The 19,759-nt window shown below is 61.2% G+C and carries 14 protein-coding genes; 10 read left to right on the forward strand and 4 right to left on the reverse strand.

What is annotated here, in order from left to right; genetic code table 11:
• Nucleotides 1–36: 36 nt before the first annotated feature.
• The 5 genes from ACQKPC_RS09035 to ACQKPC_RS09055 are packed head-to-tail and all read left to right on the forward strand — an operon-like array spanning nt 37 to nt 11,094.
• Nucleotides 37–7,236 carry an Ig-like domain-containing protein gene (locus tag ACQKPC_RS09035; RefSeq protein ID WP_427624245.1) on the forward strand — a complete coding sequence of 2,400 codons (7,200 nt, stop codon included), beginning with the start codon at nt 37–39 and terminating at the stop codon, nt 7,234–7,236.
• Nucleotides 7,237–7,276: 40 nt separating this feature from the next.
• Complete coding sequence (locus ACQKPC_RS09040) at nt 7,277–8,791, forward strand: TolC family protein (RefSeq protein ID WP_427624178.1); 1,515 nt, start codon at nt 7,277–7,279, stop codon at nt 8,789–8,791.
• The gene (gene cysC / locus ACQKPC_RS09045; protein WP_427624179.1) at nt 8,775–9,380 is read left to right on the forward strand and encodes an adenylyl-sulfate kinase; all 606 of its coding nucleotides are present in this window, start codon (nt 8,775–8,777) and stop codon (nt 9,378–9,380) included. The genes ACQKPC_RS09040 and cysC overlap by 17 nt, the downstream gene beginning before the upstream one ends.
• Nucleotides 9,377–10,162 (forward strand): aspartyl/asparaginyl beta-hydroxylase domain-containing protein, encoded by a 786-nt coding sequence (locus ACQKPC_RS09050; RefSeq protein ID WP_427624246.1) that lies wholly within the window; start codon nt 9,377–9,379, stop codon nt 10,160–10,162. The genes cysC and ACQKPC_RS09050 overlap by 4 nt, the downstream gene beginning before the upstream one ends.
• Complete coding sequence (locus ACQKPC_RS09055) at nt 10,150–11,094, forward strand: sulfotransferase family protein (RefSeq protein WP_427624181.1); 945 nt, start codon at nt 10,150–10,152, stop codon at nt 11,092–11,094. The genes ACQKPC_RS09050 and ACQKPC_RS09055 overlap by 13 nt, the downstream gene beginning before the upstream one ends.
• A 120-nt stretch (nt 11,095–11,214) precedes the next feature.
• Here the strand turns inward: ACQKPC_RS09055 and ACQKPC_RS09060 are convergent, their stop codons facing one another.
• Nucleotides 11,215–11,973, reverse strand: coding sequence for a slipin family protein (locus tag ACQKPC_RS09060; protein WP_008009522.1), 759 nt, complete (start codon nt 11,971–11,973; stop codon nt 11,215–11,217).
• A gap of 22 nt (nt 11,974–11,995) precedes the next feature.
• Nucleotides 11,996–12,523, reverse strand: coding sequence for an NfeD family protein (locus ACQKPC_RS09065; protein WP_218396769.1), 528 nt, complete (start codon nt 12,521–12,523; stop codon nt 11,996–11,998).
• Nucleotides 12,524–12,733: 210 nt separating this feature from the next.
• On the opposite strand from ACQKPC_RS09065, the gene ACQKPC_RS09070 reads away from it, so the two are divergent.
• Both ACQKPC_RS09070 and ACQKPC_RS09075 read left to right on the forward strand, forming a co-directional pair.
• Nucleotides 12,734–13,201, forward strand: a complete 468-nt coding sequence (locus ACQKPC_RS09070; RefSeq protein WP_007899556.1) for an aminoacyl-tRNA deacylase — start codon at nt 12,734–12,736, stop codon at nt 13,199–13,201.
• 135 nt (nt 13,202–13,336) lie between these two features.
• Nucleotides 13,337–13,582, forward strand: coding sequence for a DUF2789 domain-containing protein (locus ACQKPC_RS09075; protein WP_007899563.1), 246 nt, complete (start codon nt 13,337–13,339; stop codon nt 13,580–13,582).
• Between the two features lie 3 nt (nt 13,583–13,585).
• Here ACQKPC_RS09075 and ACQKPC_RS09080 read toward each other — a convergent pair whose 3' ends face one another.
• Together ACQKPC_RS09080 and ACQKPC_RS09085 are read right to left on the reverse strand one after the other, a co-directional pair.
• A complete protein-coding gene (locus tag ACQKPC_RS09080) occupies nt 13,586–13,867 on the reverse strand; it encodes a type II toxin-antitoxin system RelE/ParE family toxin (protein ID WP_008068579.1) in 282 nt (93 codons plus the stop codon).
• Entirely contained in the window at nt 13,864–14,142 is a 279-nt protein-coding gene (locus tag ACQKPC_RS09085; RefSeq protein ID WP_401171826.1) for an antitoxin of toxin-antitoxin stability system, read from the reverse strand. Before ACQKPC_RS09085 ends, ACQKPC_RS09080 begins: the two co-directional genes overlap by 4 nt.
• A gap of 232 nt (nt 14,143–14,374) precedes the next feature.
• Between ACQKPC_RS09085 and ACQKPC_RS09090 the strand changes: the two genes are divergently transcribed.
• The 3 genes from ACQKPC_RS09090 (at nt 14,375) to pgaA (ending at nt 19,749) form a co-directional block, all read left to right on the forward strand.
• Complete coding sequence (locus tag ACQKPC_RS09090) at nt 14,375–15,010, forward strand: hypothetical protein (RefSeq protein WP_008068581.1); 636 nt, start codon at nt 14,375–14,377, stop codon at nt 15,008–15,010.
• Nucleotides 15,011–15,292: 282 nt separating this feature from the next.
• Nucleotides 15,293–16,804 (forward strand): YdgA family protein, encoded by a 1,512-nt coding sequence (locus tag ACQKPC_RS09095; protein WP_427624183.1) that lies wholly within the window; start codon nt 15,293–15,295, stop codon nt 16,802–16,804.
• A 464-nt stretch (nt 16,805–17,268) separates the two neighbouring features.
• Nucleotides 17,269–19,749: a poly-beta-1,6 N-acetyl-D-glucosamine export porin PgaA gene (pgaA, locus tag ACQKPC_RS09100; protein ID WP_427624184.1), complete on the forward strand. Its 2,481-nt coding sequence runs from the start codon at nt 17,269–17,271 to the stop codon at nt 19,747–19,749.
• The last annotated feature ends 10 nt before the right edge of the window (nt 19,750–19,759 follow it).

A 19,759-nucleotide genomic window follows, 5' to 3' on the forward strand; every position in this document is an offset into this window, starting at 1 on the left:
CTGGCCTCGCCAATGATCATGTCCCTGGAGCCACGCATGCTGTTCGACGGCGCGGTGGCCGCCACGGTCGCCGACACTGCCCAGGCCGACAGCCATGCCACCGCCGAGGCGGTCAAAGCGCCGACCGCCGATCAACCGGTCGCCAGCAAGGACACCCACGGCCAGGCCGATGCCACACCGGCGCCAGCACCCGCTGCGGTGCCGGGGCAGAGCGTGGTATTCGTCGATTCGCGGGTCAAGGACGCTGGCAGTCTGCTTCAGGGTATTGCTCCCGGTACCCAGGTGGTTCAGCTCGATGCCAGCAAAGATGGCCTGCAACAAATCGCCGATTATCTGGACGGCCATCAGGGCATCAGCTCGGTGCAGATTATCGCCCACGGCAACGCGGGCGATTTGTGGCTGGGCAACAGCTACTTGTCTGCCGACAACGTCGCGGCCCGCAGCGCGGTGCTGGCGAAAATCGGCAAGGACATGAACGTCGGCGGCGACATCCTGATTTACGGCTGCTACACCGCCGAAGGCGAGCGCGGCTTGAGTTTTATCGACTCGCTGGCTCAATTGACCGGCCGCGATGTGGCTGCCTCCAGCGATCGCACCGGGCTCGGTGGCGACTGGGATCTGGAAATTGCCACCGGCAACATTGAAAGCGCCAATGTCCTCTCGACCACGGCCATGACCGACTATCAGTGGGGGCTGGCTACTTGGAACGCCACTAACAACGCCAACGCGGGCGTCGGTTCGCTGCGCGCGGCCATCGCCTCGGCGCAGAACGGCGACATCGTCACCTTCAGCAGCAGCATGACGGTGCAGCTGACGTCCGAACTGTTGATCAACAAGAACATCACCGTTGATGGCGACTTGAATAACGACGGTGCGGCTGACGTGATTCTCGACGGTCAGTACAGGACCCGAGTGATTGAAGTGACGGCCGGCAGTATCGTGACCCTCGATGGCCTGGTGATCACCCGTGGCCTGGTGTCGGGCGCGGGCGGCAACGGTGGCTACGGTGCCACGGGCGCGATGGCCGGGGGGATTTTCAACGCAGGGATTCTGACCCTGAACAACGTTACCGTGACCTCCAACGCCGCTTCCGGTGGTGGCGGCGGCGGCGGTGTCACCGGCGCTTTTTACGGCGGTGGCGGTGGTGGCGGCGGCGGCTTGGGCGGCCAGGGCGGCGGGCATGGCGGTTCGGCAGGGCCGGGCACCGGCACATTGGGCGGCCAGGCGGGCGGCGGCGGTGTTGGTGGTTACGGCGGCGGTTATGACGCCACCCACATGGGTGGTCGCGGCGGTACCACCACTGGCGGGGCTGGCGGCATAGGTGTTTCCTATTACAGCAACGGCGGTAACGGTGCGACGGCCACCAATGGCACGATTTCCATTGGCGGCGGTGGCGGCGGGGCCGGATGGGACAAGGTCGGTGGCGCCGGCGGCAACGCGGTGGGCGGGATCTACAACGCCAGCAGCGGCACCATCACCATCGTCGGCACGTCGACCATCAGCAACAACATCGGCGCTGGTGGCGGCGGTGGCGGTGGTGGTGGCCAAGGCAGCAATGCCAGCAATGGCGGCATTGGTGGCCGTGGCGTCGGTGCGATCTGGAACAAAGGCACGCTACTGATCACAGCCGCCAACTTCGCGGCCCTGGCCGGTAATGCCGCGGCCAGTGGTGCAGGCGGTACCGCGCAGGGCGGTGGTTCAACCGGCACCTCGCCGACCTCTGTCGCGACCATCTACAACGACGGTGGTGTACTCAACACCGCGTATTCGCCACCGCCGACCGCGACCATTGTGGTCGCTGATACCACACTGAGCATCGGCGAAACGTCCCTGGTGACCATTACCTTCTCCGAGGCGGTAACCGGTCTCACCAATGCGGATCTGACCATCGCCAACGGCACCTTGACCGCGGTAAGCAGCGGCGATGGCGGCATTACCTGGACGGCAACCTTTACCCCGTCCGCCAGTATTTCCGATACGACCAACGTCATCACCCTGGACAACACCGGTGTGATAAACGGCCTGGGCACCCCCGGCGTCGGCACCACCAACTCCAATAACTACACGGTCGACACCGTACGCCCGACCGCCAGCATCGTGTTTACCGACACGGCGCTGAGAATCGGCGAAACCTCCCTGGTGACCATCACTTTCAACGAAGCGGTTACCGGTCTCACCAATGCCGACCTGACGATTGCCAACGGCACCTTGACCTCGGTGAGCAGCGGCGATGGCGGCCTCACCTGGACGGGGACTTTCACGCCGAGCGCGAGCATCACTGACACGAGCAATCTGATCACCCTGGACAATACCGGGGTCAGCGATCTGGTGGGCAACGCCGGCAGCGGTACCACCGATTCGAACAATTACGCCATCGATACCGTGCGGCCAACGGCAACGATCGTGGTGACAGACAATGCGCTGAGAATCGGTGAAACCTCGCTGGTGACCATCACCTTCAGCGAAGCAGTCAGCGGTTTCACCAACGCCGACCTGAGCATCGCCAACGGCACCTTGACGGCGGTCAGCAGCAGCGACGGTGGCATCACCTGGACCGCGACCTTCACACCTTCCGCGAGCACTAACGACGCGACCAACCTGATCACCCTGAACAACACCGGGGTCAGCGATCTGGCGGGCAACGCCGGCAGCGGCACTACCGATTCGAACAACTATGCGATCGATACGCTTCGTCCGACCGCAACCATTGTGGTGACGGACAATGCGCTGAAAATCGGCGAAACCTCGCTGGTGACGATTACCTTCAGTGAAGCGGTCAGCGGGTTCACCAACGCCGACCTGACCATTGCCAACGGCACCTTGACCGCGGTGAGCAGCAGCGATGGCGGTATCACCTGGACAGCGACGTTTACCCCGACCGCCAGCATCACCGACACGACCAACCTGATCACCCTGGACAACACCGGCGTGGCTGATCTGGCGGGCAATGCAGGCAGCGGCACTACCGATTCCAACAACTACGCCATCGACACTGTGCGGCCTACGGCAACCATTGTGGTGACGGACACGGCGCTGAGAATCGGCGAAACCTCGCTGGTGACCATCACCTTCAGTGAAGCGGTCAGCGGTTTCACCAACGCCGACCTGACTATCGCCAACGGCACCCTGACCGCGGTCAGCAGCAGCGACGGCGGCATCACCTGGACGGCGACCTTCACACCTTCCGCGAGCATCAATGACACGACCAACCTGATCACCCTGGACAACACCGGCATCGCGGATCTGTCGGGCAACGCTGGCAGTGGCACCACTGATTCCAACAACTACGCCATCGACACCGTGCGTCCGACCGCCACGATTGTGCTGGCCGATACGACACTGACAGCAGGTGAAACTTCGCTGGTGACCATCACCTTCAGCGAGGCGGTCAGCGGATTCACCAATGCCGACCTGAGCATCGCCAACGGCACGTTGAGCGCGGTGAGCAGCAGTGACGGCGGCATTACCTGGACCGCGACCTTCACGCCAACCGTCGGCGTGAGTGACCCGAGCAACGTCATCACCCTGAACAATACCGGTGTGACCGACATCGCTGGCAACACCGGCAGCGGCACCACCAGCTCTGGCAACTACACCATCGATACGGTGCTGCCGACCGCGACCATCGTGGTCGCCGACAACGCCCTGAAAATCGGTGAAACGTCACTGGTGACCATCACGTTCTCCGAGGCGGTGAGCGGTTTCACCAACGCCGACCTGACCATCGCCAACGGCACCCTGACCGCGGTGAGCAGCAGTGACGGCGGCATCACCTGGACGGCGACCTTCACCCCGACCGTCAGCATTACCGACGCGACCAACCTGATCACATTGGACAACACCGGCGTGCAGGCTGTCGGCACGGGTAACGTGGGCAGCGGCACCACTGATTCCAACAACTATGCGGTCGACACCGTGCGGCCAACGGCAACCATCGTGGTGACGGACACCGCGCTGAGAATCGGCGAAACGTCGCTGGTGACCATCACTTTCAGCGAAGCGGTCAGCGGCTTCACCAACGCGGACCTGACCATTACCAACGGTACCCTGACCGCGGTGAGCAGCAGCGACGGCGGCATCACCTGGACCGCGACCTTCACCCCTTCCGCGAGCATCAACGATACAACCAACCTGATCACCCTGGACAATACGGGCATCGCGGATCTGGCGGGCAACGCCGGCAGCGGCACCACCGACTCCAACAATTACGCCATCGACACCGTGCGCCCGACCGCGACGATTGTGCTGGCCGATCCAACACTGACAGCGGGCGAAACCTCGCTGGTGACCATCACCTTCAGTGAAGCGGTCAGTGGTTTCACCAACGCCGACCTGACCATCGCCAACGGCACCTTGACCGCCGTGAGCAGCAGCGACGGCGGCATCACCTGGATCGCGACCTTCACGCCAACCGTCGGCGTGAATGACCCGAGCAACGTCATTACCCTCGCCAATACCGGCGTGGCGGATCTGGCCGGCAACACGGGCAGCGGCACCACCAACTCCGGCAACTACACCATCGATACGGTGCTGCCGACTGCCACTATCGTTGTTGCCGACAATGCGCTGAAAATCGGTGAAACCTCGCTGGTGACCATCACCTTCAGTGAAGCGGTCAGTGGTTTCACCAACGCTGACCTGACCATCGCCAATGGCACCTTGAGCTCGGTGAGCAGCAGCGACGGCGGCATCACCTGGACCGCAACCTTTACGCCGACCACTGCCATCACCGACACCAGCAACGTCATCACCCTGGATAACAGCGGTGTACAAAACGGCTCGGGCAACGCCGGCAGCGGCACTACCGATTCCAACAACTACGCCATCGACACCGTGCGCCCAACGGCCACCATCGTGGTCGCGGACGCGGCGCTGGCGGTGGGGCAAACCTCGGTGGTGACCATCACGTTTTCCGAGGCAGTGACCGGTTTTACCACGGCCGATCTGACGGTGAGCAACGGTACCCTGAGCAATCTGAGCACCAGCGATAACATCACCTATACCGCCACCCTGACGCCAACGGCGAGCATCACCGACTCGACCAACCTGATTACCCTGGACAACACCGGAGTGATCGACGGAACAGGCAACACGGGGACCGGTACCACCGATTCGAATAACTACGCCATCGACAGCCTACGCCCGACCGCCACTATCGTGCTGAGCGACACGACCCTGAAACCGGGCGAAACCGCGCTGGTGACCATCACCTTCAGCGAGGCGGTAACGGGTTTCGACAACAGTGACCTGAGCATCGCCAATGGCACGTTGAGCGCGGTGAGCAGCAGCGACGGCGGCATCACCTGGACCGGGACCTTCACCCCGACCGCCGGGATTACCGATGCCAGCAACATCATCACCCTGAACAACAGCGGCGTCTCGGACCTGGCCGGCAATGCCGGGTCAGGCACCACCAACTCGGCCAACTATGTGGTGGAAACCGAGGTGCCGACCGCCACCATCGTGGTTGCCGACAATGCGCTGAAGGTCGGAGAAACCTCGTTGGTCACCATCACGTTCAGCTCGGCGGTCAGTGGTTTTGACAACGCCGACCTAACGATAGCCAACGGCACCCTCAGCAACGTTTCGTCCATCGATGGTGGCGTGACCTGGACCGCGACCTTCACGCCTACGGTCAGCGTGACGGACACCACTAACCTGATCAGCCTGGATAACAGCGGTGTGACCAACGCGTCGGGCAACAGCGGTGTCGGCGTGACCGACTCCAACAACTACGCGATTGATACCGTTCGTCCTGATGCGACCATTGTGGTGGCGGACAATAAGCTGGGCATTGGTGAAACCACCACGGTGACCATTACCTTCAGCGAAGCGGTGTCCGGTTTCGACCTGTCGGACCTCAGCGTGGCCAATGGCGTGCTGTCCAGCCTGGCCAGTAGCGACGGCGGTGTGACCTGGACCGCCACACTCACACCGACCGCGAGCCTCAACGATGCGACCAACCTGATCCTGCTCGACACCGGCAATGTGCTCGACGCGGCGGGTAATGCCGGCGCCAGCATCGCCATTTCCAACAACTACGCGCTGGATGCGACTCGCCCGACCGTCACCATCGTGGTTGCCAACCCGAACCTGGGCATTGGCCAGACGACGCTGGTGACCTTCACGTTCAGTGAGGCGGTAAGCGACTTCGATTTGTCGGACTTGAGCGTCACCAACGGCGAGCTGACCAATCTGGCCAGCAGCGACGGCGGCAAGACCTGGACCGGAACGTTCACACCCACCGCAAGCATCACCGACCCGAGCAATTTCATTGCGCTGGACACCAGCAATGTAACGGACCTGGCGGGCAACATGGGCGCCAGCGTCGCGGTGTCCAATAACTACGCCATCGATGGCGAACGGCCGACGGCCACGGTGGTGGTTGCCAACCCGAACCTGGGCGTGGGCCAGACCTCATTGGTGACCTTCACCTTCAACGAAGCGGTGAGTGGCTTCGACCTGTCCGACATCAGCGTGGCGAACGGCAGCTTGTCCAGTTTGAGCAGCAGCGATGGCGGTAGAACCTGGACCGCGACCCTGACGCCGAACGCCAATGTCAGCAGTGGCAACAATGCGATCAGCCTGAGCGTCGCTGGCGTCAGCGATTCAGCAGGCAACGCGGGTAGCGGTGTCAGCCTATCGAACAGCTATGCGATCAATACGGTCGTTGCACCGTCGTCCCCGCCTGTCGTGGTGCCGCCGGAACCCGAGTTCCGGGTCACGGTTCCTGTCACCGTGCCCGATCTGCCCAACGTGCCATTACAACCGATCATCTTCACTGCGCCCACTGGCGATCTCGGCTCGCCGCTGACCTTTACCCCGCTGTTTGAACAGCGAGTGATCGGCAACGGCATTCGGCCTTTGGGCGATATTTTCATGAGCCACGGGGCACTGACGCCTAGCTTTATCGCGCAGGTATTCAGCAGCAGTGAAAACGGTGGCGATGGCTCAGGTCACGGCTTCCTCGGTTTTGGCGGTGGCGACGGCGGGGTCTTTGGCAGCAGCACGCTGTCAAATTTGTTCAATCAGGACACGGGCGGTGAGGGGGAATCGCTGAACGCCTTCGGCCATAACTCAATCAGGATGGGAGATGCTTCCCAAGGACTGCGCGGTGTGTTTGGCGCACCGAGTCTTGGTCAGCAATTGCAACAACTCAAGGACACCGAGCAGCGGCAGGTCGAAAGCCTGGCCGCGGCTTTGCACCAGGTCGGCATCAGTGAAATGCAGGCCTGAAAAAACCATTAAAGCAGGGCGGCATCTGGGGGCTCCAAGGATGAAGAGAAGTCAGAAGTTATTCGGCGCCAGCCTGCTGGCGCTGGCGATCAGCGGGTGTGCAGTCACCAGTGAACCGATCGAACGCAGCGTCAGCCAACAGCGCGCCCAAAGCGATCTGCAAAACATGTACAAGGGGCAGGAACCTCTCAGCGGCCCGCTGACCCTGCACCAGGCCATGGCCCGGGCGGTGAAATACAACCTCGAAGGCCGGCTCAAGATCATGGAAGAGGCCTTGGCCAAGCGCCAACTCGACCTCGCCAGTTTCGACATGCTGCCGCGCATGGCGCTGGACGCCGGTTACGTGGGGCGTAACAACGTCAGCGCCTCCAGCAGCCAGAGCGTCGAGACCGGGGCCCAGTCCCTGGAACCGTCGACCTCCCAGGACCGCGACCGTGAAGTGGCAGACCTGACCATGGTCTGGAACGTGCTCGACTTTGGTGTCAGCTACATCAGCGCCAAGCAACAGGGCGACCAGCGACTGATCGTCCAGGAGCGTCGGCGCAAGGTTATCAACACCATCGTGCAGGACGTGCGCTCGGCCTATTGGCGAGCCATGGCCGCCGAACGTTTGCTCAAACAGATCGACAGCCTCATGGTTCGGGTCGAAACCGCTCGCACCAATAGCCAGAGCATGAGCGAGCAGCGTATCGGCGATCCGATTCAGGCATTGGGCTATCAACGCTCGCTGATCGAAGCCACCCGGCAACTGGAAGAACAACGCCGCGCACTGTCGTTGGCGAAAACCGAACTGGCAACGCTGATCAACCTGCCGCTGAGCACCGAGCTGACGCTGGCAACCCAGGACGATTACATCATCCCGGAACTCAAGGTCGATCTCGCCAGCCTGGAACAGGAAGCCCTGACCAGTCGGCCGGAGTTGCGCGAGCAGGATTACCAGACCCGGATCAGCGCCGCCGAAACCCGCAAAGCCATGCTGCGTCTGCTGCCGGGGCTGGAGTTTGCCGCTGGCGGGCATTACGACAGCAACTCGTTTTTGGTGGAGCAGGGCTGGGCGGATTACGGGGTGAAAGTCACCTGGAACCTGTTCAATGTGATTTCCGCGCCCGCCGCGATTGACGTTGCCAAGGCCGGTGAAGAAGTCGCCGCGGCGCGCAGGCAGGCGATGTCGATTGCCATACTGGCGCAGCTTTACGTGGCCAACGCCAACTATCGCGAGGCGATGCGGCAGTTCAAGACCAATCAGCAACTGTCAGACATCGATGGACAAATCGTCGGCCAACTGCGCAATCGTCATCAGGCGGCCGGGCTGGGCGAACTGGACCTGATCCAGGGCGAGCTGAACACCTTGCAGGCCGATCTGCGACGCGACCTGTCTTACGCCGATCTGCGCAACGCTTACGGGCAAATCTTCGCCAGCGCCGGTCTCGATCCCCTGCCGGACGAAGTGCAATCGACCGAAGTCCAGTCCATCGCCACGGCCCTGGCCAATCGCGAAGAGGCGTGGGCGGCGGGCAATATCTCTGTGCCGGTGGCCCATGCCCCGGTCCAATAATCTGCTGGCGCCGACGGCGAGCATCAGCCGCGCCCAAAGGGAGACCCGCAACGGCCATCGCGGCACGGCAATTTTGCTGACCGGTTTGCCGGCCGCGGGCAAATCGACATTGGCCCAGGCACTGCACGCCGAGTTGTTCGAGCACGGCGTGCAGAGTGTGGTGCTCGATGGCGACGGACTGCGGGTCGGGCTCAATCGCGATTTGGGGTTTACCGACAGCGATCGCCTGGAAAACATCCGCCGCGCCAGTGAACTCGCGGCACTGTTGGTCGAGAACGGCCAGATCGTCATCCTCGCGATGATCGCGCCCTTGGTGGAGTTACGTGAATTGTTCGTCCAACGGTTGGGCGAGGACTACCGCGAAGTCTGGTGCAGTGCCTCGTTGGCGGTGTGTGAACAGCGTGACCCCAAAGGTCATTACGCCCGGGCTCGACGGGGTGAGTTGGCGGGGTTTACCGGTATTTCCGCGCCTTACGAACCACCGCCATGCGCGGCGCTGGTGCTCGACACAGGTGCGCAGTCGGTGGAGGCCTGTCTCGACCGTTTGCTGACCTGGCTCGGCGAATGCGCGGTGCTGCCGAAACGATGAGTCGGCCGGCCTTTTCCCGCTTGCCGGTAACGGTGGATTTGCCGTTGCTGTTGCAGGCATTGACGGTGATTGGCGAGGGCGACTGGCACAGTCACTTCAATAGCGATTATTACGCTGGCGACTGGAGCGGTGTGGCACTGATTTGCGCGGCCGATGCCTTGACTGAACTGTCGCCCGGTCGCGGCGAGACGCTGTTGCGTGCGCCTTGGCTGCAAGATGCTCGATGGCAGCAAGGGTTGCGGGATCTGCCGCTGCAGATCGTCTGCGCGCGGCTGCTGCGGCTCGGCCCGGGCGGGCGCATCCATGAACATCGCGACTATGACCTGGGCGCGCCAGACGCTGACTTGCGTCTGCATATCCCGTTGCTCAGTCCACCCCGAGTGGACTTTCTGCTGGACCGCCAGCGCATGCCGATGGCCGCTGGCGAATGCTGGTTTCTCGACCTGTCGCGGCCTCATCGCGTGGACAATCGCGATACCCGGGCACGGGTTCATCTGGTGCTCGATTGCCGGCCCGGTGCCTGGCTGGAGCAGGCGATTATCGACGGGTTGGCAACCACGCCACCGCCGCAATTCGGTCATGACGCTTTAGCGCAGTTCCAGGCGTTGGTGGCCAGCGATCCGCAGCTGTGCAAGTCCTTGCAGGGGGTGCAGGACAACGAAGCCTTTATCGTCCGTACCCTGGAACTGTCCGCCGAGCGTGGACTTGCGTTCACCGCTGAAGAACTGCGCGCGGCGATGCGCGACGGTCGCCGTCAATGGAATGAACAATGGAGCGCCTGAACCTGGAAGGCTGGTTGCCGATTCGCGTGTGGCAAGAGGCCGGGCAATGGCAAGTCGACTGGTGCTGGTTCGGTGACACGCCGCTGCATCAGCCGTTTTTTCGTGAGGCCGTGGAAGACGCGCTGCGACTGCCGTTCAATCAGGCGTTTCGCCGGAAAACTGCATTGTCGACCCTCGCTGACTGGCAGGTTTGCAGCCCTGGGCTGGCCCCGAGTGCGTTTATCTTTCATGCCTCGCGATGTGGCTCGACCCTGATCAGCCAGATGCTGGCGCAACTCGACAGCCACATTGTCGTCAGCGAGCCACCGCCGCTGGATGCGTTGTTGCGCAGTGATTTGCCCGCCGTCGAGCGCCGTGCTGCCATCAAAGGGGTGCTGTCTGCTTACGGGCAACGTCGGCTCGGTTCGGAGCAACGACTGGTCATTAAGCTCGATGCCTGGAACATCACTGAATTGCCTGTGTTGCACGAGTGTTTTCCCGAAACGCCTTGGTTGTTTGTGTACCGCGATCCGCTGGAAATCGCCGTCTCGCATCTGCGCCGTCCGGGCATGCACATGGTGCCGGGGATGATCGGGACGAGCGGGCTGGACGACGAATTGCCGTTCGATAGCCGCGAGGATTACATCGCCCGGCGGGTGGGGCGGTTACTGGCGTCGGGGTTGGCGCAATGCCGGGCGTTTGGCGGCCTGGCGGTGAACTACAGCGAACTGCCACAGGCCATGGCGGGGCGGTTGGCTGAGTTTTTCGGGTTGGATGAATTGCAGCGTGAGCAAGTGTTCGCGGCAGTGGGGCAGCATGCCAAGCAGCCGTCGCAGGTGTTTGTTGGTGACAGCGATAGCAAGCGTCGTGAAGCCTCGGTGCTTCTTAACGAACGCATACAACAATGGGCGCTAGAGCCTTATAAGGCTTTGGAAAAAATGCGCAAAATATGATTGGAATGGCTTTTTGTGGCGAGGGAGCTTGCTCCCGCTCGGCTGCGAAGCAGTCGCAGGTTTTAGGGCCGCTACGCGACCCAGCGGGAGCAAGCTCCCTCGCCACAGGTCATCGGTGCATCAAGGCTTGGACGACAAATCCGCCATCCCCTTGAGCAATTCGATCGGCAGCGGAAAGACGATGGTCGAACTTTTATCCCCGGCAATCGAACTCAGCGTCTGCATGTAACGCAGCTGCATGGCACCCGGCTGGCGTCCGAGCATTTCGGCGGCCTGCATGAGTTTTTCCGAGGCTTGCAACTCGCCTTCGGCGTGGATCACCTTGGCCCGACGTTCCCGCTCGGCCTCGGCCTGCTTGGCGATGGCGCGAATCATCGATTCGTTGAGGTCCACGTGCTTGATCTCGACGTTGGCCACCTTGATGCCCCAGGCGTCGGTCTGCGCATCGAGTACTTGCTGGATGTCGACGTTCAGCCGTTCCCGTTCGGCCAGCAATTCATCGAGTTCATGTTTACCGAGCACCGCCCGCAATGTGGTCTGGGCCAGTTGGCTGGTGGCCATGAGAAAGTCTTCGACCTGAATGATCGCCCTTTGCGGATCGAGCACGCGGAAATACAGCACCGCATTGACCTTGACCGAGACGTTGTCCCGGGTGATGACGTCTTGCGGCGGTACGTCGAGCACCACGGTACGCAGGTCGACGCGAACCATTTGCTGGACCACTGGAATCAGCAGGATCAGGCCAGGGCCCTTGACCTGCCAGAAGCGTCCGAGCTGGAACACCACGCCGCGTTCGTATTCGCGCAGGATACGGAAGGTCGACCCCGCCAGTGCAATCAGCAGTAACAGCAGCGCGGCAAAACCCAGTTGCAGACCCATGACTATTCTCCGCCATCATTGTTCATACGGGCGCCGCGTCAGCCGCGACCACTTCCAGCAGTAGACCCTTGCGTGCCACTACCCGGACCTGTTGACCCGGTTGCAGCGGTGTTTCGCTCATTGCCTGCCATTGCTCGCCTTGCAGGTGCACCCAGCCGATATAAGCGTTACCGGCCTGCAACGACGTTATCGGCGTCACGGCGCCCAGTATTTCGGCGTCACCGCTGACGTTGCGGCGCGGTCGGGTTTTCAAGGCGCGGATCACCAGGAAAATCAGTAGCAGTGCGCTGATCAGTCCCAAGCCGATCATCAACGGAACAGGGACTTCGGCGTTAGTCAGAATCACTGCCCCAATCACGAACATCACAAGGCCGCCCAGGCCGACCACGCCGTAATTGGGCAAGGCCGCCTCGGCGATCAGAAACGCAATGCCGAAGGTGATCAACCAGAGCCCGAGGGGATCGGGAACCAGCACCACGAGAGTGTCCGCCGCGAAAACCGGTCCGCTCAGGGCCAGCAGCAGCGTAATTGCACAGCAACGCATGTTCACTTGACCCTCCGGGAGAGTCATCCGTCCGCGAGCCGTTCATGACTCTGTATACAAGTCTAGTTGACCCTGCATTGGTATGAATTTTGACCAGTGTCGACAGCGTCCGACGGGCGGATTTCCCGCCGGATCCCACCAGCGGGCCTAGACTTTTAAGGGAGGCAAAAGTTAACCATCGTCCGCGATTCGTTGCTGCGGACACCGAGGTGCATCATGCGTATGGCAAAAACCGTGCAGAACAGCCTGGACAAGGCCCACTGCGAATATGACATCGTTTCCCACCCGCACTCGGCCAGCAGCCTTGAAACGGCTCGGCTCGCGGGTATCCCTGCCGAACGGGTCGCCAAATCGGTGATCCTCGACGACCGCCACGGGCATTACTTGATGGCCGTGCTGCCTGCCAGCCGTCACCTGGACCTGAGCAAAGTCCGTGGCAGCAGCGAATGGCAAGTCACCCGGGAAAGCAACCTGCCGCACCTGTTCGACGATTGCGAACGCGGCGCCGTGCCTGCACTGGGTGAATCCTACGGGATGGACATGGTCATCGACCCACAGCTGACCCGGCAGAAAGATATTTACCTGGAAGCCGGCAACCACAACAACCTGGTACACATGAGCGTGCCGGAATTCTTGAAAATGGTGCCGCATGCCGAAGTGTGCGAGTTGAGTCTTTCGGCATAACAGTCGCCCCGACTGACGTCTTCGCGGGCAAGCCTCGCTCCTACAGGACTTGCGAAAACCCTGCGGGTACGGGCTTGCCCGCGAATAGCCGCACCGCGGTCACCCATCCAATAAGCGATCACCAAGGAGCCCGACATGGAATCCCCAACCCACAGCCTCCCATCCCTGTTCAAACAACTCGGCCTGCCGGATGACGCCGAAAGCATCGATAAATTCATCGCCACCCATTCACCGCTCAAACCCGAACTGCACCTGGCCGACGCGTTCTTCTGGAGCGAGAGCCAGGCAGAGCTGCTGCGTGAGGAGATTCTGGATGATGCCGATTGGGCGGAGGTGGTGGATCAGCTGGATGTGATGTTGAGGAAGGGGCGGGGGGTGTAACAATCATCTTTCTGGTGGCCACTGTCGGGACGTATGCGCTAGAGCGAGTATCCAGATCGCGTCTGGCCCCAGTTCATAAACGACACGATAGCTCTGATGTGGAATTAACTCGCGGGTACCTGCAATGATTCCGCCAGGGCCGCTTTCTGGGTATTGGGCAATGCGGGATATCGCGTCCTTGAAGCGGTTGTCCATGTCGATGGCGGCTTGCGGGTTGACGGCATGCAGGTAATCCCAAATGTCTGCACGATCCTGTGCTGCTGTTGGCGTCCAGATTATCTTCATTCTTGTATGGTTGCTCGCACTCGCCTGGCAGTGAATTCTGCTTCAACTTCTTCATTGGTCAGGCCATCCCCAGCGCGCATGGACACTCGGGCCTTATCGACCTTACGTTGCAGGAACGCTTCGTACTCGCGCGATTCTCGTTGGGTTTGAACGAATTGACGCATCATTTCCCTGACGATTTGAGAGGCAGGACGATGAGAAGCTTCTGCTTCGGCCATGAACTGTTCACGCAATTCGGGTTCGAGTTTCATCGTAAAAACGGCTTGTTTTGACATGTCCAAGTCCTCGGAATATGTACTGACGAAGTATATACATCTTCACTACATTCTTTGGTTCAAGCTTGTACACGTCACGACAGACGGACGTTCCTTGCATTGCGGCCGGGAAAGCGGACGAACGCAAGGGTCACACCCCGGCAAACCCTGAGGCCGTTGCTATGCTTTGACTTGATGGGGGCGCGTGGCGAACCCGTCGATCAAGGCTTGCGTTGATCATGGGGATCTAATAATGAAAAACCCTTACGCTCCCGGCTTCTGGTGCGCCATTGCGGCATTGGTTTTGCTGTCGGCCACCTATTTCTACGGCGTCATGCTGGCCCACCAGCTCGACACGGCGCTGATATTCCTCGACAGCGCGGCGGCGTTGATCGCCGTGATGGCTATCGTGGTGGTCGCCTGGGCTTCATTACAGAACCAGCGCATCAAGAAGCGACAACTTGAACAAGGCAAGACCCTGGTGCTGATCTGGGACACCAAGGTGGCTTTGCGTCGCGTCGAAACGGTGTTCGACCGGTATTTCTGGGGCAGTTACTGGCAACCGGGGCGCACGTTCCAGGAAGTCATGGGCGAACTCACCGGCACGCCGCTGGAAAAAAGCCTCGAAACCTTGAAAAAACAATGCCTGGCGCTGGACAAGCAAGTGGCCGATGAAGGGTGGCACTGGCTCAACAATGCGCGAGAGCTATCGGATGTCGCCAACGCCATGGCCCGTGAACGCTATCAGCTGGATTTCTGCGACCCGCGCGCGGAAGTGACCGGCGGGGCGGTGATCAATCGGGATTTTGAAGTGCTGGTGTATACGTGGACCGCCCGGCTCAAGAGCTTTGATCATCAATTGGATGAGATTGAGGTTCAGTATTCCTGAGTTTGATGTTGGCAGGACTGACGCCATCGCGGGCAAGCCCGCTCCCACAGGTTCAGCGCAATCCTTGTGGGAGCGGGCTTGCCCGCGATGGCGATCTCATGACCACCAAAACTCTCGCCCCCATGCGCGATCCATAGACACTCTTTCACCTTTAATCATTGGGCCGCTTTGCGGAGCAAATGCTAATCTCCATCCCACTTTCAGCGCAGTCGTGACCGCAACCCGCCATGGGTTCAGGGAAGACGACCACATTTTCAACAACGGACATTGAACGGGTACTTCATGAATAAATCAGCAGGCGTGCTTCTAGGAATTGTCGTGGCCATCGGTGCAATCAGCGCTGGCGGTGCGTGGTACACCGGCAGCAAACTCGATGGGGTGCTGAATACCTCGATCACCGACGCCAACAAAGAGCTGCAAGCCGCGCTGGCTGGTTCCAACGGCACGGCGTCGCTGGAACTGGTGTCGCTGGATCGCCATGTGTTCAGCAGCACCGCGCACTACCGCCTCAAGGGCGAAGGCGAGATGTTTGGTGAAGCACCGGTCGAGTTGCTGTTCGTCGACCGCATCGAACACGGTCCGCTGCCGTTCTCGCGCCTGGTGTCGCTGAAGTGGTTGCCGGTCCTGGCGACCAGTCACTACGAGCTGGAAAAGACCCCACTGACCGAAAAGTGGTTCGCTGCCGCCAAGGACAAATCCCCGGTCAAAGGCGTGGTTAACATCGGCTACGACAACTCCACCAAGGGCACCCTCGAGTTTCTGCCGCTGGAAACAGCACTGGATGACAAATCCAATCTGACCTTTTCCGGTATGAAACTCGATGTAGCCGCCAGTGCCCAGGCGCAAAAGGTCAAGGCAGACGGTTATATGGACAGCCTGAAGCTGACCACCGTGGCTGAAGATCAGACCCCGGTGCAGGTCGAGCTCAACGGCTTGACCGTGGCCAGTAACCTGAACAAAAGCACGTACGGCTATTACACCGGCGAAAACACCGTTGTGCTGACCAGCAGCAAAACCACCTTCGGCGCCAAGCAATCGGTACTCGGCGTCAAGAACTTTGAAATGAAGAACCAGACCGAGGAAACGGGTACCAACGCTTCGGGGCGTGCCGATTACAAGGTCGGTGAAGTGTCCTTGAACGGCAAGGTTATCGGCTCTGCGAAGATGGCCATGAGCCTGAAAAACCTCGACATCCCGTCAACGATGTCGCTGATGCAGATCTACCAGACCAAACTGCAACCCTACGAAAGGGCCGCCGCTGAAGCCGCTGCCGCCGGTGAACCGCCGCCGGAGCTGAACCTGACCCCGGCTGAAGAGGCGCAGGTCAAGACCGGCCTGGAGAAACTGCTGGCCGCAGGTCCCCAGGTGGCCCTGGAAAACCTGTCGTTCAACACCAGCAACGGCGAAAGCCGCGCCAACCTGGTGCTGGACCTGACCAAACCGCAGTCCATGGACCTGCCGCCAGACCAGTTGGTCAAGCAATTGATCGCGCTGCTGGACTTCAACCTCTTGGTGTCCAAGCCAATGCTGGTTGACGTGCTCACCGTGCAATCGCAAATCGACGGTCAGACCGACGCCAAGCTCATTGCCGATCAGGCGAGCGCAACCGCCGACATGTTCAGCAGCATGGCGGTGGGCACGCAACTGGCGAAACTGGACGGTAACAACGTCGTCACCAAGCTGCACTACACCAACAATCAGGTGGACTTCAACGGCCAGAAAATGACCCTCGAGGAATTTGTCGGCTTCGTGATGAGCAAACTCGGCGGCACGGGCGACGTCAGCATCCAGTAAAACTGCAGGCCTCACCGCAACGCCCGGCCTCTGCATTACGCAGACGCCGGGCGTTTTGCTGTCTGGGGTTTGGAAACGGGGAGAGGGGGAGGAGGTTCCAATGTCAGTCAATCAAGGCACGGAACCTGTGGGAGCGGGCCTGTGGCGAGGGGGCTTGCCCCCGGTGGGCCGCGAAGCTGCCCCAAAATCTGTGATGTATCAAAGATCGTGTGAGTGCTACGCACTCAAACGGGGGCAAGCCCCCTCGCCACAGGCTCGCTCCCACAGGGGCTGCGCTTGGCTGACTGGTACCAGAGAAGGCCCGAGCGTCAAGAATCTGAATAATTATTGTGCTCTGGATAGTCGACTACGCTTGCATGCAAAACTGCGTCGATAAAGCCTGGCCGGGTCTTTCGATCCGGCTTTCCGCTACGAATGGGCAAAGGGACATTGCGACCCGGCTGGCCATGTAAGGATGCTGACGAATGCCGTGTATTGCAGGTCCCTTTATTCATCGTGGTTTACGCCCCTTGTTTCGCGTTGCGCTGTGCGGCCAATTGCTGTGGCCGGTGCTGGCGTTCGCCGATACGCCTTATGACCAAATGGTTCGCGATGCACGAGCCGGCAACTACACGCCTGCGCTGGCTGTATTGCGCCAGGTGCCAGTCAACCAGGCCACCACCGGCCAGATCAGCGATCACTTGCAGATCGCCAGCTGGGCAGGCCTGGACGCTGAAGTGGTTCGGGTCTATGAAACCCAGGGGCACAATCGGGCGTTGCCGGTTCAGGCCCTGACCGCTACCGCGCGTGCCTATCGCAACCTCAAGCGCTGGGACTCGGCGACCCAGGTATACAACAAGGCTCTGGCTCTTGACCCGAAAAATGCCGACCTGCAGCTGGGGTTGGCGATGACCCAGGCCGACGCCGGTAAGCCTGACGAGGCGGTTGCCCGCGCCAGGGCGCTGGTGGCGGCGAAACCGGATGACCCTTCCCGCCGCTTGGCCCTGGCCTACGCCTTGACTCGCGCCGGTGCCACCTACGACGCATTGTTTGAATACGACCAGGCTTTCATCCGCGCCGGCAGCAAGCCCGACGTCGCTCGGGAATACGTGATTGCCCTGCAACGCGCCCGCCTGCCAGAACCGGCCTTGCGCCTGGCGCGTCAGCGGCCGGGATTGCTGGATCCGGTCACGCTGCGACGTCTTGAAGGTGATCTGGCCGCAGAACGCGTGCGGCTGGCCGAGCTGGCCACCCGCAGCGAAAAAGAACGTTATCTGATCGCTGATCGGGCTCTGGCCGATTACGACCAGTTGCTGACGACCTGGACGCCGGATCTTCAGGCCCACGATGACGTCATCCGCTGGCGAATCGATCGCATGGGCGCCCTCAAGGCCCGCGCGCGCACCGCTGATGTGATCGCCGAATACCAGAAATTGCTCGCCGAAGGTGTGAAGATTCCGACCTATGCCTTGCGTTGGGTGGCGTCGTCTTATCTGGACCAGCGTCAGCCAGAAATCGCCACCGATTTGTATCGTCAGGTGCTGGTGGCGCCGGATGCCGATGTCGGCGACCGTCTGGAAGACAGTACCGCGCTCTATTACGCCTTGCTCGAAAGCGATAAGGCCGATGAAGCACGTCAGGTCACCGAGGACTTGGCCAAGACCCAGAAGCCACGGATCGAGCTCAAGGGCTTGCCGGTGGGCAATCCCAACGATGAATGGATGGACGCGCAGCAACTCGCTGCCCAGGCCGGCACCTACGGCGCTGATCTGCCGTCGGGTGAGCAGCGTTTGCAGACGCTGGTGGATCAGGCCCCGGGCAACCTCGGCCTGCGTCTGGCCCAGGCCGATCTGTACCTGGCCCGGGACTGGCCACGGCGCGCCGAGAATCAGCTCAAGGAAACCGAGAGCATGGCGCCGCGGGACATCGGGCTGGAAGTTGCGCAAGGTCACACCGCCATGGATCTGCAGGAGTGGCGGCAGATGGATGCGCTGACCGACGATGTGGTCGCGCGTTTTCCGGACAACCGTCAGGTCCAGCGTTTGCAGCGCCAGCGTGCGGTCCATGACATGGCCGAGCTGCGGGTGGAGGCCTACGGCGGCAAGAGTTATGGCGGGGGCAACGGCGACGCCGGGGCGGTCAACGGCAGTCGCGATTTCGGCATCGAAACCACGCTGTACAGCCCCCCCATCGATGAAGACTGGCGCGTGTTCGCCGGTGCCGGTTACGCCACCGGCGACTTCCAGGAAGGCACCGGCCACCATCGTTTTCAGCGCGTCGGGCTAGAACGCCGGACTCGCGATATGACCCTGGAGGCAGAAGTCTCCAACCATTCCTATGGCTTCGGTGACAAACAGGGCGCGCGCCTGGCGATTGCCCGAGACATCGACGATCACTGGCAGTACGGCGGCAGCCTCGAATACCTGTCGGCGCAAACGCCGTTGCGGGCCTTGAACAGCGACATCACCGCCAACGGCGGCAGCGGTTTCATCCGTTGGCGCGCCAATGAGAGCCGTGAGTGGAGACTGGCGCTCAGCCCCTCGCACTTCAGCGACGGCAACAACCGTGTCGAAGCCTTGCTCACCGGTCGCGAGGGTGTTTACCGCGCGCCGGGGTTGCAGGTCGACCTCGGCCTGGAGGTCGGCACCAGCCATAACTCCAAGTCCGACGACGTGCCGTATTTCAACCCCAAATCCGACTTCAGCGTGCTGCCGACGGTGAACGTCAATCACGTGCTCTACCACCGCTACGAAACCTCCTGGAGCCAGCAGTTCCAGGCCGGTGCGGGCACCTATAGCCAGCGCGATCACGGGACCGGCGGCGTCGGCCTGTTGGGTTACGGCCAGCGCTACAGCTGGAACGACGTATTCGAGGTGGGCGGCCTGCTGAGCGTGATCAACCGGCCTTATGACGGCGACCGCGAAACCGATCTGCGCCTGCTCGTCGACCTCACTTACCGCTTCTAGAAGAGTTTGA

It is taken from the genome of Pseudomonas sp. NPDC089918, from assembly GCF_050280605.1.
In the GTDB taxonomy this organism is placed as follows: Bacteria; Pseudomonadota; Gammaproteobacteria; order Pseudomonadales; family Pseudomonadaceae; genus Aquipseudomonas.

Excerpts from the sequence above, each read along its gene's own strand:
- ACQKPC_RS09080 (WP_008068579.1), bottom strand. The coding sequence starts at position 13,867 with ATGAAGATAATCTGGACGCCAACAGCAGCACAGGATCGTGCAGACATT.
- ACQKPC_RS09055 (WP_427624181.1), top strand. The coding sequence starts at position 10,150 with ATGGAGCGCCTGAACCTGGAAGGCTGGTTGCCGATTCGCGTGTGGCAA.
- ACQKPC_RS09060 (WP_008009522.1), bottom strand. The coding sequence starts at position 11,973 with ATGGGTCTGCAACTGGGTTTTGCCGCGCTGCTGTTACTGCTGATTGCA.
- ACQKPC_RS09075 (WP_007899563.1), top strand. The coding sequence starts at position 13,337 with ATGGAATCCCCAACCCACAGCCTCCCATCCCTGTTCAAACAACTCGGC.
- ACQKPC_RS09040 (WP_427624178.1), top strand. The coding sequence starts at position 7,277 with ATGAAGAGAAGTCAGAAGTTATTCGGCGCCAGCCTGCTGGCGCTGGCG.
- ACQKPC_RS09085 (WP_401171826.1), bottom strand. The coding sequence starts at position 14,142 with ATGTCAAAACAAGCCGTTTTTACGATGAAACTCGAACCCGAATTGCGT.
- ACQKPC_RS09070 (WP_007899556.1), top strand. The coding sequence starts at position 12,734 with ATGCGTATGGCAAAAACCGTGCAGAACAGCCTGGACAAGGCCCACTGC.
- ACQKPC_RS09050 (WP_427624246.1), top strand. The coding sequence starts at position 9,377 with ATGAGTCGGCCGGCCTTTTCCCGCTTGCCGGTAACGGTGGATTTGCCG.
- ACQKPC_RS09090 (WP_008068581.1), top strand. The coding sequence starts at position 14,375 with ATGAAAAACCCTTACGCTCCCGGCTTCTGGTGCGCCATTGCGGCATTG.
- cysC (WP_427624179.1), top strand. The coding sequence starts at position 8,775 with ATGCCCCGGTCCAATAATCTGCTGGCGCCGACGGCGAGCATCAGCCGC.
- ACQKPC_RS09035 (WP_427624245.1), top strand. The coding sequence starts at position 37 with ATGCTGTTCGACGGCGCGGTGGCCGCCACGGTCGCCGACACTGCCCAG.
- ACQKPC_RS09095 (WP_427624183.1), top strand. The coding sequence starts at position 15,293 with ATGAATAAATCAGCAGGCGTGCTTCTAGGAATTGTCGTGGCCATCGGT.
- pgaA (WP_427624184.1), top strand. The coding sequence starts at position 17,269 with ATGCCGTGTATTGCAGGTCCCTTTATTCATCGTGGTTTACGCCCCTTG.